At 64.9% G+C, this 11,791-nt stretch carries 14 protein-coding genes; 11 read left to right on the top strand and 3 right to left on the bottom strand.

Features of this window, described 5'->3' with window-relative positions; all coding sequences use genetic code 11:
* The first annotated feature begins 56 nt into the window (after positions 1-56).
* Positions 57-293 (top strand): BolA family protein, encoded by a 237-nt coding sequence (locus DM868_RS01510; protein ID WP_137275096.1) that lies wholly within the window; start codon positions 57-59, stop codon positions 291-293.
* Between the two features lie 9 nt (positions 294-302).
* Here DM868_RS01510 and DM868_RS01505 read toward each other — a convergent pair whose 3' ends face one another.
* Positions 303-557 carry an amphi-Trp domain-containing protein gene (locus DM868_RS01505; RefSeq protein ID WP_137275095.1) on the bottom strand — a complete coding sequence of 85 codons (255 nt, stop codon included), beginning with the start codon at positions 555-557 and terminating at the stop codon, positions 303-305.
* Between the two features lie 119 nt (positions 558-676).
* Between DM868_RS01505 and DM868_RS01500 the strand changes: the two genes are divergently transcribed.
* The 8 genes from DM868_RS01500 (at position 677) to DM868_RS01470 (ending at position 8,209) form a co-directional block, all read left to right on the top strand.
* Positions 677-2,092, top strand: coding sequence for a class II fumarate hydratase (locus tag DM868_RS01500; RefSeq protein WP_137275094.1), 1,416 nt, complete (start codon positions 677-679; stop codon positions 2,090-2,092).
* Between the two features lie 145 nt (positions 2,093-2,237).
* A complete protein-coding gene (locus DM868_RS01495) occupies positions 2,238-2,738 on the top strand; it encodes a helix-turn-helix transcriptional regulator (protein ID WP_137275093.1) in 501 nt (166 codons plus the stop codon).
* 78 nt (positions 2,739-2,816) lie between these two features.
* Positions 2,817-4,673: a Glu-tRNA(Gln) amidotransferase subunit GatE gene (gene gatE, locus DM868_RS01490; protein WP_137275092.1), complete on the top strand. Its 1,857-nt coding sequence runs from the start codon at positions 2,817-2,819 to the stop codon at positions 4,671-4,673.
* 61 nt (positions 4,674-4,734) lie between these two features.
* On the top strand, positions 4,735-5,838 hold the full coding sequence (locus tag DM868_RS01485; protein WP_137275091.1) for a rod shape-determining protein: 1,104 nt from the start codon (positions 4,735-4,737) through the stop codon (positions 5,836-5,838).
* 86 nt (positions 5,839-5,924) lie between these two features.
* Positions 5,925-6,530, top strand: a complete 606-nt coding sequence (locus tag DM868_RS01480) for a hypothetical protein (RefSeq protein ID WP_137275090.1) — start codon at positions 5,925-5,927, stop codon at positions 6,528-6,530.
* A 55-nt stretch (positions 6,531-6,585) separates the two neighbouring features.
* On the top strand, positions 6,586-6,735 hold the full coding sequence (locus tag DM868_RS14985; RefSeq protein ID WP_170964405.1) for a hypothetical protein: 150 nt from the start codon (positions 6,586-6,588) through the stop codon (positions 6,733-6,735).
* Between the two features lie 61 nt (positions 6,736-6,796).
* Positions 6,797-7,840 carry an NAD(P)/FAD-dependent oxidoreductase gene (locus DM868_RS01475; RefSeq protein WP_137275089.1) on the top strand — a complete coding sequence of 348 codons (1,044 nt, stop codon included), beginning with the start codon at positions 6,797-6,799 and terminating at the stop codon, positions 7,838-7,840.
* Positions 7,841-7,924: 84 nt separating this feature from the next.
* Positions 7,925-8,209 carry a DUF7545 family protein gene (locus DM868_RS01470; protein WP_137275088.1) on the top strand — a complete coding sequence of 95 codons (285 nt, stop codon included), beginning with the start codon at positions 7,925-7,927 and terminating at the stop codon, positions 8,207-8,209.
* A gap of 12 nt (positions 8,210-8,221) precedes the next feature.
* Here DM868_RS01470 and DM868_RS01465 read toward each other — a convergent pair whose 3' ends face one another.
* Together DM868_RS01465 and DM868_RS01460 are read right to left on the bottom strand one after the other, a co-directional pair.
* Positions 8,222-8,881 carry a 2,5-diamino-6-(ribosylamino)-4(3H)-pyrimidinone 5'-phosphate reductase gene (locus DM868_RS01465; protein ID WP_137275087.1) on the bottom strand — a complete coding sequence of 220 codons (660 nt, stop codon included), beginning with the start codon at positions 8,879-8,881 and terminating at the stop codon, positions 8,222-8,224.
* 43 nt (positions 8,882-8,924) lie between these two features.
* Positions 8,925-9,692 carry an RNA methyltransferase gene (locus tag DM868_RS01460; RefSeq protein ID WP_137275086.1) on the bottom strand — a complete coding sequence of 256 codons (768 nt, stop codon included), beginning with the start codon at positions 9,690-9,692 and terminating at the stop codon, positions 8,925-8,927.
* Between the two features lie 101 nt (positions 9,693-9,793).
* Here DM868_RS01460 and folP point away from each other — a divergent pair, with 101 nt between their 5' ends.
* Together folP and DM868_RS01450 are read left to right on the top strand one after the other, a co-directional pair.
* On the top strand, positions 9,794-10,933 hold the full coding sequence (gene folP, locus DM868_RS01455) for a dihydropteroate synthase (protein ID WP_137275085.1): 1,140 nt from the start codon (positions 9,794-9,796) through the stop codon (positions 10,931-10,933).
* A 133-nt stretch (positions 10,934-11,066) separates the two neighbouring features.
* Complete coding sequence (locus DM868_RS01450; protein WP_137275084.1) at positions 11,067-11,759, top strand: 6-hydroxymethylpterin diphosphokinase MptE-like protein; 693 nt, start codon at positions 11,067-11,069, stop codon at positions 11,757-11,759.
* The last annotated feature ends 32 nt before the right edge of the window (positions 11,760-11,791 follow it).

Raw genomic sequence — 11,791 nt, 5'->3', positions numbered from 1 at the left:
CCGGTTGCCGACTCGCTCCCGGCGGGCTTTTGGTCACGGCGATCCGAACGCCGCGTATGACTCCAGAAGAAGTTCAGGCTCGAATCGAGGACGCGATCGAATCCTGCGAAGCGACGGTCGAGCGCGCCCGCGGCGAACACGACGACGACCATCTGCGCGCGACGGTCGTTTCGCCGGCGTTCGAGGGGCTCTCGCTCGTCGAGCAACACCAACTGGTGTACGATTCTCTCGGCGACGCGATGACGACCGACATCCACGCGCTGGAGCTCACGACCCGGACGCCGGACGCGTAGGCTCGTTCGTCACGCCGCCCCCGCCTCTGTCCACCTGATCTCGTATTCGAGTTCGTACCGCATCTCGCCGGTTTCCGAGTCAGTCAGGCGCTCGAGTTCGACCTCGAACAGCGGCCGTTCGGGGAGCGCCACACGCTGCCTCTCGCTTTCGTCTTTGAGGTCGACGGTTCCGGACTCGATCTCCTCGGCCGCGGCGACGAGCGCTTCGGCGATCTCGGTACGAGTTCGTCGGGCTTCCGTTTTGAACAGTTGTTCCTCGGGCATCGATCGAATGCACGTGCGCATCGATAAAGATATCCGAGGCAAATCCCAACGAGCGATAACTGCCTCGCCCCGAGCGAGGTTTCGATGCCCTTTACGTATCGGCGTGTGAGCGTTCACCCATGACGGACGAAGACACGGACTACCGGATCGAACGCGACAGTCTCGGCGAGATGAACGTCCCCGCGGACGCCTACTGGGGCGCACAGACCCAGCGAGCCGTCGAGAACTTCCCGGTTTCCGGGATCGTGTTCGGCCGGCGCTTCATTCGCGCGCTCGGCATCGTGAAGAAGGCGGCCGCCGAGGCGAATCTCGAGCTCGGGCTCCTCGAGGAGGACAAAGCCGAGGCGATCGTTGAGGCGGCTGACGAGGTCATCGCCGGCGACCTCGACGACCAGTTCCCGGTCGACGTGTTCCAGACCGGCTCGGGGACGTCCTCGAACATGAACGCGAACGAGGTGATCGCGAACCGCGCCACAGAGATCTACGGTGGTGAGATCGGCACCCGCGAGATCCACCCGAACGACCACGTCAACTACGGCCAATCGAGCAACGACGTGATCCCCACAGCCATGCACGTGGCCGCGCTCGAAGCCGTGGAAAAAGATACCATCCCGGGGCTCGAAGTGCTCGCCTCGGAACTGGCCGAGAAGGAGGATGCCTTCAACGATGTTGTAAAGACGGGGCGAACGCATCTTCAGGACGCGACGCCGGTGCGTCTCGGTCAGGAGTTTGGCGGCTACCGGACACAGATCGAGAAGGGGATCGACCGGATCGAAGCGACCCGCGAGCGACTCGGTGAACTCGCGCTGGGCGGCACGGCGGTCGGCACGGGGCTCAACACCCATCCGGAGTTCCCCGAACTCGCCGCCGCAAACATCGCCGATGAGACCGGCCTCGCGTTCCGCGAAGCCGACAACCACTTCGAGGCGCAGGCGGCACACGACGCGATGAGCGAGGGTCATGGCGCGCTCCGAACGGTCGCCGGCTCGATGAACAAGATCGCGAACGATCTTCGGCTGCTGGCGTCGGGGCCGCGAAACGGCCTGGGTGAGGTCGAGCAGCCCGAAAACCAGCCTGGAAGCTCGATCATGCCCGGCAAGATCAACCCGGTGGTCGCCGAGTCAGTCAATCAGGTCCACAAGCAGGTCGTCGGCAACGACGCGGCGGTCGCGGCCGGCGCCGCACGCGGCGAGATCGACCTGAACCTCTACAAGCCGGTGCTCGCGCACAACTTCCTCGAGAGCGCCGAACTCATCGCCAACAGCGCCGAGACGTTCGGTGAGCGCTTCGTCGGCAAGCTGCAGGCCAACGTCGACCACTGCAAGAAACAGGTCGATCAGTCGATGGCACTCGCGACGGCGCTCAATCCGGCGATCGGCTACGATAAGGCCTCAAAGGTCGCAAAGCAGGCGCTCGCCGAAGGGAAGTCGGTTCGAGAAGTCGCGATCGAGGGCGGTTATCTCACCGAAGACGAGGCCGACGAGGTCCTCGATCCACGCGCGATGACCGAGCGCGTCATCCTCGGCGACGACTGAACCCATAGGGGATCCGTCGGTTATCGAACGTCTTTTTTCGAGACTTTCACGGAAATGTGATAGTCATATATAAATATAGTGGTCCTTATTCCAGCCTTGAAAACGCTAAACTCGCATTATATGGGTAGGGACCATCGGAGGATACATGACGAAGATGACGTCACCAACCCAGATCGGCTCCGAGGACAGCCCCCACTCGATCACCGTTTCGCAGCTCCGCGCGGAACTGAACGGGACCGGACAGACGGACGAACCCGGCACGGCGGCCTCGGAGATCGTTTCCGAGGTCGAATCGTCGCTTTTCGGCTCGGAGTCGTTCTCGTTCGACGAGACGCACGTCAAATCCTCGCTCGACGAACTGCTCCTCTCGCTAGTCGCGCTCCGAACGGCCGACACGCACGGCAAGCAGCTGCTCGACGACCTCGCACAGGAGTTCGACACGATCCTCAGTCCGGGGACGGTCTACCCGCGACTTCACGACCTCTGTGACGCCGACGTGCTGGAACAGCGCGAACTCGTCAAGACGAAGGAGTACACGCTCCACGACGCCGAGACCGCGCGATCGAACGTCGCCGCGGCTGCCCGACAGCACCTCGCGTTGGGGATGGTCCTCCGCGCCGCCCTCGAACGCGGCGATTTCGAGTAGTTCGGTCGCCGATCGGCGGTCGTCGCTCGTTCGACTGGATGGTGTCTTTTTTGACGGTCCGCGCCGCATCGAGTGGTAATGACCCACGACTACGAGGATCTGGGGCTCGTCGCCGGGTTGGAGATCCACCAACAGCTCGACACGGCGAGCAAGCTCTTCTGTGGCTGCCCGACCGAGCGACGTGAGCCCGAGGAATCGGTTCGATCCTTCACCCGCTATCTCCACCCGACGAAGTCCGAACTCGGGGAGCTCGACGAGGCCGCCCTCGAGGAGTCCCGCGTCGATCGGGAGTTCGAGTACCTCTCGTTCGACACCACGTGTCTCGTCGAGGAAGACGACGAGCCCCCGGGACGCCTCGATGCCGAGGCGCTGGAGACGACCCTCGAGATCGCGGCGCTCATGGACTGTACAGTCGTCGACAGCGCCCACGTGATGCGAAAGATCGTCGTCGACGGATCGAACACGTCCGGGTTTCAGCGCTCGACGCTCGTCGCCACCGACGGCGAGATCGAAACCGAGGACGGGTCGGTCGGCATCGCGGACATGCTGTTGGAGGAGGAGTCCGCGGCACGGATCGAAGAACACGACGGCGGAGTGACCTACGGGCTGGACCGCCTCGGTATCCCCCTCGTCGAGATCGGGACGAAACCCGACATCAGCTCGCCGGAACAGGCCCGCGAAGCGGCCGAGCGAATCGGCATGTTGCTCCGCTCGACGGGGAAGGTAAAGCGCGGGCTCGGCACCATCAGACAGGACGTGAACGTCTCGATCGAGGAGGGCGCGCGCGTCGAGATGAAGGGCGTTCAGAGCCTCGACGACATCGACGACCTCGTCGAGGGCGAGGTCGGACGACAGGTTGCGCTGCTCGAAATCGCAGCGGAGTTGCAGACTCGCGACGCGGCAGTCGCGGAACCGACGGCGGTCACGGAGGTCTTCGCGGAGACCGACAGCGGCGTCATCGCCGGGGCCGAAACCGTGTTCGCCGTCAGATTGGACGGCTTCGACGGACTCGTCGGTCGGGAGATACAGCCGGACCGCCGTCTCGGGACGGAACTGTCGGATCACGCCAAACGACACGGTGCGGGTGGCATCTTCCACACGGACGAACTGCCGGCCTACGGAGTCACGGAGGCCGAAGTCGCCGCCCTCCGGGAGGCCGTCGGGGCCGGCAGCGAGGACGCGGTCGCGCTCGTCGCGGACGACGAGGCCACGGCGAGGCGAGCGATCGACGCGGTCGCTGACCGGGCCGAAATCGCGATCGACGGCGTCCCCGAGGAGACGAGGGGGGCGAACGAGAACGGGACGTCCCGCTATCTCCGCCCGCTTCCCGGCGCGGCGCGGATGTATCCCGAGACTGACGTGCCGCCGGTCGAGCCGGACCCGTCGGACGTCGAGGTGCCGGAACTGCTCACGGAGAAGGTCGAACGCTATCAGACGGCCTTCGGACTCGGTTCGGGGCTCGCACGACAGGTCGCCTATGGCCGACACATGCCGACCTTCGAGATGGCTATCGAGCGCGGCGCCGATCCGACCACCGCCGCGAGCACGCTTGAATCGACGCTGACGGAGCTTCGACGCGACGACGTCCCGGTCGAGAACCTGACCGAGGAGCACCTCCTCTCGGTTCTGGAACTCGTCGAAGCGGGCGAGTTGGCCAACGAGGGTATCGGACCGGTCCTCACGGAACTCGCCGAGGACCCACGCCTCTCGGCAACGGAAGGGATCGAGGCTGCGGGCCTGGCCGGCGTCGACCGAGAGAAAGTCAGAGAGACCGTCGTCGAGGTCATAGAGCGGAACGAAGCGCAGGTCCGAGAGGAGGGGATGGCCGCGTTTTCGGGGCTCATGGGCGAGTGCATGGGCGCGCTCCGCGGCAAGGCCGACGGCGAGGTTGTCTCGGAGCTGTTGCGCGAGGAGATCGGCAAGCGATCCGACTGAGGGGAGACGAACGTCGAACTCGGGGAAGCTTATTTGACACCCTCGGTCGATGAACGGGTATATGAGTGAAACGGAAGCCGAGACTGACGAAACCGATACCCACGAGCAGGCGGACACGGAACCGGAACCGTCGGACGACGCCGTCGTCCCGGTCGGCGTCAAACTCGGCAGCACGCGAACCGTCATCGTCTATCCGTCTCCGGACGGCGAGGACACCGAAACTGTTCGAACGCTCACCTGTCTCGCGACCTACGAGGACGTGCTTACCGGCGAGGAACGGATACTCTACGGCGAGGAGGCCGCGACCGAGTACCCCGACACCGTGGAGTTCATGCTCCGCTCGGGACTCCCAGAGGACGAGGAGAGCGCCGAATCCGCGGCGACGTTCTTCACAGAACTGTTAAAATCGAACGACGTCCCGGAGAACAGCGCCGTCGTCTACGCGATTCCCACGATCGACAACGAGGCCGGGCTGGCGAACCTCGAATCCGTCGTCGAGGGAAGCCACATCGGAACGGAGCTCGTCCGCAGCTACCCCGAGTCGCTCTGTGGCGCCCTTCCGGCGTTCGAAGACGGCCTCGGCGCGATCAACGACATCTTCGTGACGATCAACATGGGATCGACCAATCTCGAAGTGTGCGCCTACCGACGCGGCGAACAGCTCGTTCCGCTCTCGACCGGGTCGATCACCGGCAACGAAGTCGACCGTCGAGTCGCGAACTACGTCGAAGAGGAGACGCAGGGACGCGTCAACATCGACCTCACGACGGCACGAGAGTACAAAGAGGAACACGCCGATTTCGAGGCGTTCGAGCCGTTCACCGACGTGATCCAACAGCCCGGCGGCGGTTCCCACGAGTTCACTATCGAACACAGCGTGATGGACGCCTGCGACGAGTACGTCGACGAGGTCGTCGACGAGGTCGCAAACAGCTTCCTCCCCGAACTGGCGAACAGCTACATGAAGGTCTACCAGCTCGCGCTCGATCAGCCGATCGTGGTGACCGGCGGGATGGCGTGTCTCCCCGGAATCGCGGCGGAGATCGAGCGGCGACTGACCGACGAACTCCAGCGCGACGTCGAGATCGTGCGGGCTGACCGTCCGGACCTGGCCGCGGCGGAGGGTGCCCACGAGATCGCCAATCACCTCGCGGACGGGTTGTAAGACGTCCATAACCGGCCCAACCGGGTCGGCTTCGGCGGCCGAAATCGACCGTATCTACTTTTCGCCCGACGCGGAACGTCAGACAAATGAGCCAGCGTTCGGTCCCGACCCCGGGAATCATCAACCGGATCGACATCGATCGGGAGGATCCCGAGCCAGCCGACTGTCTCCCGGCGGGAGAGCCGCCGATTACGACCGCGACGCTCGCCCCGGGCTGGGTTGCGCTCACCGACCTGGCGTTTCTCAGCTATCACCCCGATCGCGATCCGGCTCTGGTGCGGACGCCGAGACAGAACGTCACGGGGATCACGCTCCGACGATCCGGCGGGCGGGGACTCCTCCGGTATGCGCCCGGCGCGCTCTTGTACGCGCTTATCGCGCTCGGAAGCGGCGTACTCCTGTTGATGATTTCACCGACGGATCTCATCGCGGTACCCGACGCCCCCGGCGTCGGCGGGCTCGAAACGATCGTTCAGACACTCGGCTGGGCGAGCCGGTTGCTCGGCATCGTACTCGTGTTCAGCGGGATCCTCGTCGGCCTCGGCGTGGCGGCGATCGTCGGGTACTGGTTCGCCTCCAGCGAGGTCGCGCTCGTGTTCGAGCGCGGTACCGCGGACCCGATCGAGTGTCCGACGGACCGACACACGGGTACGCGGGCGATCAGCACGCTCCGGGACGCGCTCTCGCCGTGACTCCGCTCTCGAAACGACCGTGGGTCTGATGTAGGGGCCGGTCGATCCGACCAGTATGCCTGGTTCATCGTTCTCGGACGACGTCGACGGGACGTTCCTCGCAAACGACCGCGCGATGGGTCAACTCGCGGTTCTCGGCATTCTCCTCGGGAGCGCGTTCGTTCTCGTCGCGGCGCTGGCGGTGTTCATGCTCGCCGGCCCGTAAGCAACGTCTCGCGAACCCACACAGCACAAGCTACATACCCGTCGCCCGGCTACCACGGGACATGACTGACGAGGCCGAACACCGCCGGCTCATCATCGCCGGCTCCGGAATCGCGGGACTGACCGCGGCCATCTACGCCGCGCGATCGAACAACGAGCCACTCGTGCTCGAAGGTCCCGAACCCGGCGGGCAACTGACGCTGACGACCGACGTCGCGAACTACCCCGGCTTTCCGGAGGGGATCGGCGGCCCCGAACTCGTGAACAACATGAAGTCGCAGGCCAAGCGGTTCGGAGCCGAGGTCGATCACGGCGTCGTCGTCGATGTCGATCCGGGGACGCCGCATCGCGTCGAGCTTCAGGACGGGACGGTGTACACCGCGGACGCGTTCATCGCCGCTTCGGGGGCGTCGGCGCGGACACTCGGCGTTCCGGGAGAGGACGAACTCATGGGCTATGGGGTCTCGACGTGTGCGACCTGTGACGGTGCGTTCTTCCGCGACGAGGACATGATCGTGGTCGGCGGCGGCGACGCGGCCTGCGAAGAGGCCGCCTTCCTCACCAAGTTCGCCGATACTGTCTACGTCGTGCACCGTCGCGAAGAGTTCCGCGCGGAGGACTACTGGATCGACCGGCTCCGCGAACTCGAAGCCGAGGGCAAAGTCGAGATCCTCACGAACACCGAACTGCTCGAGATACGCGGCTCGCCGGAGGCGGGCATCGAGGGCGCGTCTTTGGCGCGTCATCCCGACGGCCACCCGACCGAGAAACTCGACGATGCCGACACCGAGCGATTCGAGATGGCCGTCGGCGCGGTGTTCATGGCGATCGGCCACACGCCAAACACCGATTACCTGGAGGGGACCGGCGTCGAGATGGACGAGACGGGGTACATCGAGACGATCGGCGGCGACGGCGGCGGGCAGACGAAGACCGGGGTCGACGGTATCTTCGGCGCGGGCGACGTGGTGGATCACCACTACCAGCAGGCGATCACGGCCGGCGGGATGGGTTGTAAGGCCGCGATCGATGCCGACGGCTATCTCGAGGATCTCGAACGCGCGACGGAGGCGTCCGTCGACACCGCGGCGGCGGACGACGACTGAAGACGCTCGGCTGTTCTACGTAGCTCCGAGGTTGCCGGTGCATCACACCGCAAGGGCCTTCCGTTGGCGTCCGGAACTTGACGTATGGCAGACGATACGATCACGCTACGGATCGAAGGCGACGACGAGACGGACGAGGTCACGCTCCCGGCCGAAATGCTCGACCTGATGCGGGAGAACGACGAGAGCGACCCCGAGATCGTCGGCGACCTCGCGCTCTTTTCGTGCGCCCAACGGATCCACGCGACGGTCCACCACGCCGACGGCGGCGACACCGAGCAGTACCGCGCGATCGAAGAGTTGACCATGGAGCTGTTCGAGGACCGCTTCGGCGCGAGCTACGCCGAACTTACCGGTCACCAACACTAACACGTCGAAATTCTACGAGACGTGCCAGGCGAGAACGACGCCCGAATCGATCCGCTCGACCGACGTCAGTTCGAGTTCGGGGAACGCCTCGACGAACCCGTCACCGTCGGCGAGCGTCGGTGCGTCCCGACCGCCGATCACCGTGTTTCCGATGTAGACAGTTATCTCGTCGACGAGCGCCGCCTTGAACAGCGAGAAGATCAACTCACCGCCGCCCTCCACCATCACTCGTTCGATACCGTGCGTTTCGATGGCAGCGAACGCGTCGGTCAGATCGACTCTCTCTTCTCCCGCCACGAGCGCCGTGGCACCGGCGTCTCGAAGCGCCGTCAGTCGGGATTCGGGAGCGGCGTCGCTCGTCAGGACGTAGGTCTCCGGATCCCCCGCCAGGATCGCCGCGTTGGTCGGCGTCCGACAGGACGAATCGACGACGACGCGGGCGGGCGGTGATGCGGTTTCCCCCCGAATCGACGTCCGGTGCGTCTCGTCGTATCTGACGAGGGACGGATCGTCGGCGAGCACCGTCCCAACCCCGACGACGACAGCGTCTGATTCCGCTCTGAGCCGATCGACGCGGGCGAAATCGTCGTCGCCGCTTATTGCGATCTGTTCGCGTCGTCGCGAGGAGAGCTTTCCGTCGGCGCTCACGGCGGCGTTTACCGAAACGTGCATGTGGTAGCTGTGACGCCCGCGGGCAAAACAGTTGGCTGTCGGCTCATCGATCGCCATCGCCGTCTTGTCCATCGTCGGAGGGGCGGGGGATCTCACCCGTCGATCGCATCGCCCCTCGACGGAGGACGCCGCGCATCGTCCGCGCCTCTCGACCGGTCGGATGCGCGCGCGCGATGAGGCGTCGAAACAGCCGCTCTGTCTTCGGGATCTTCTCACCCGGGTAGCCAACGTCGTGGAGATACTCCGAGAAGGTCGCATAGAGTCCCTCCAGTTCGCGTTCGTCGGCACGTTCGTGGGCGTCGGGCGGGTGCTGGGTCGACTCGACGGTCAGCGCGCGGAGCTCGTAGAGCACGACGGTCGCGGCCTGTGCGAGGTTCAACACGGGGTACGAGCCGCTCGCCGGAATCGAGCAGACCCGATCCAGTCTCGCGAGTTCGTCGTTCGATAACCCGACGCTCTCGCGGCCGAAGACGATACACACGTCGGCGTCGATGTCCCCGATCTCGTCGACCAGTTCCTCCGGCTTCAAGAAGGGATACCTGACGTGGTTTCTCGCGTCCTGATTGGTGGTCGCGGTGCAGGCGACGGTGTAGAAGTGCTCGACGAGGTGGTCGAAATCCACGGTCGTCGCGTTCGGAAGCACGTCATCTCTGGCGTGCCCGGCGAAGGCGTAGGCTTCACCGTCGGGGTCGAGTTCGGGCGGATCGACGAGATACAGCTCCGAGAGTCCGAAGTTCTTCATCGAGCGGGCGATGGTGCCGACGTTCCCGGGCGTCTCTGCCCCGACGACGGCGACGGCGATATCCGACATCGGTTCGGCGGTACGCGGTCGAGTCGTATAAGAGCGTTCGTCTTCCGACCGAACGGTTCCGGTATCGGTCGGTTTTACCCGCGAGCGCGCGAACCGACCGTATGCGAACAGTCGACGCCGCAGGGTTAAAAATCGGTGACGAGTATCCGCCACGAATCATGGGCGTGCTGAACGTCTCCGAGGAGTCCCCGTACGATCCGAGCGTCTTCGACGATCCGAGCGAAGCGGCGGCGTACGTCGACGAGGCACTGATCGACGAGGGCGCGGACATCGTCGACGTGGGGCTCGAATCGGCGAACAAACGCTTCGAGGTGCTCTCCGCCCAGGGCGAACTCGACCGGCTGGAGACGGCGATCCAGACGCTCGAATCGACGTCCGGGGACGCGGTGTGGTCCATCGAAACCCGGTATCACGAGGTCGCCGAGGCCGCCCTCGACGCGGGGTTCGACATGGTCAACGACATCTGTGGGTTCGCGGATCCGAAGATGCCCGTCGTCTGCGAGGAGTACGACGCGGCGGTTTCGAAAATGGCCTCGCCGCCCGACCTCGAACGCCCCGGTGCAATCGAATCGGTCGACGACATCTACGACGCGCTGGCACAAAACGGATTCACGGATAAGACGATCGTCGATCCGGCCTTCGGCGGCTGGTCGGAGGCGAAGACGACGGGCGACGACAGGGAGACGTTGGACAGACTCCGGGAGTTTCGCGGCTACGGGCGGCCGATCCTCGTTTCGATCAACCGGAAGAATTTCCTCCGGGAGGTCGCCGGACGGAGCACCGACGAAGCGCTGTCGGTGTCGCTCGCGGCGACTTCGATGGCCGTCGAGCGCGGCGCACACGTCGTTCGGACTCACGACGTCGCCGAAACGCGTGACGCGGCGCTGATCGGGCACGAATTCACGCGTGAACGAAGCCGAGATTCGGGGCTCGGCGTCGAGGAACTCGACGTGACGACGGATCGGGAGTTCGCTCGGCACAGCCGCCGAATCGGCGACGGAAACGAAGATCCGGCCGTCGTCCCACACGCGGTCGAGTTCACGCTTCCCGGTCCGTCGTCGAGATTTCTTTCGGACGCGGCCGAGCGGATCGAGATGGGCGTCTACGGCGGCGAGAAGGTGTTACTCGTTGGGACGGTCACGGAATACAGAACGCTTCTATCGGCGATCAGCGACGGTCCGAAGCCCGCTATCGATGCCGTAGCCGGGGTTTGCGACGATCTGACGGCGTATGACGAATGACTGACAAACGGCTCACAGTACAAGAAAGCTTATGCCAGATGCCCCGAAAGACCTGGTTGGAAGCCCGGAGGGCACATCTGGGTAGGGGTACCTTGGTGTGCTTCGGGCCCAGTCTTTACACCGCTTAGTGGCCATGCTATTCGACGAGTGGGAACCGGTCTACGAGGCGATACTCGACGACTTCGGCTACGAGAGAGCAGCCGACGAGCGTGCGCGCGATCGATTAGCGGCGCTGGTCGGCGACGCCGATCCGCCCGGGGTCGACGACGTGAGGCTATCGGGGAGTGTCGCGATCTGCGGAGCCGGCCCCACACTCTCCGACGAACTCGACGTTGCGAGACGAGCCGATAGCGTCATCGCCGCCTCGACGGCCGCCGACGTCTGTCTCGACGCCGGGATCGGGGTCGATTGCATGGTAACCGATCTCGACAAGAACCCAGACACCGCGCGAGCGCTGTCCGAAAGCGGGATTCCGGTCGCAGCGCACGCCCACGGCGACAACGTCCCCGAACTGGAACGATACGTTCCCACGTTCGTACTCGATTCCGTCCTCCCCACGACACAAGCGGCGCCGGCACCGCCCGTTAGCAACCCCGGCGGCTTCACCGACGGCGATCGGGCGGCGTTCCTCGCCGACGCCTGCGGGGCCGACCGACTCGTCTTTCCCGGGTGGTCGTTCGACGATCCGTCAGTGAGCGCCGAGAAGGCGCGAAAGCTCCGATGGGCCGAACGATTGCTGCACTGGCTCGAAGAGCGTCGCGGGGAGCGGTTCGACGTCCTCGACGGTCGCCGGGATCGGATCGATCGCCCGTGGGGAGCCGAGTGATCCACCGGCTGTGATCGGAACCAGCCAGCGTT

Source organism: Natronomonas salsuginis, from assembly GCF_005239135.1.
GTDB lineage: Archaea > Halobacteriota > Halobacteria > Halobacteriales > Haloarculaceae > Natronomonas > Natronomonas salsuginis.
This window is presented reverse-complemented; position numbering and strand designations above follow the sequence as displayed.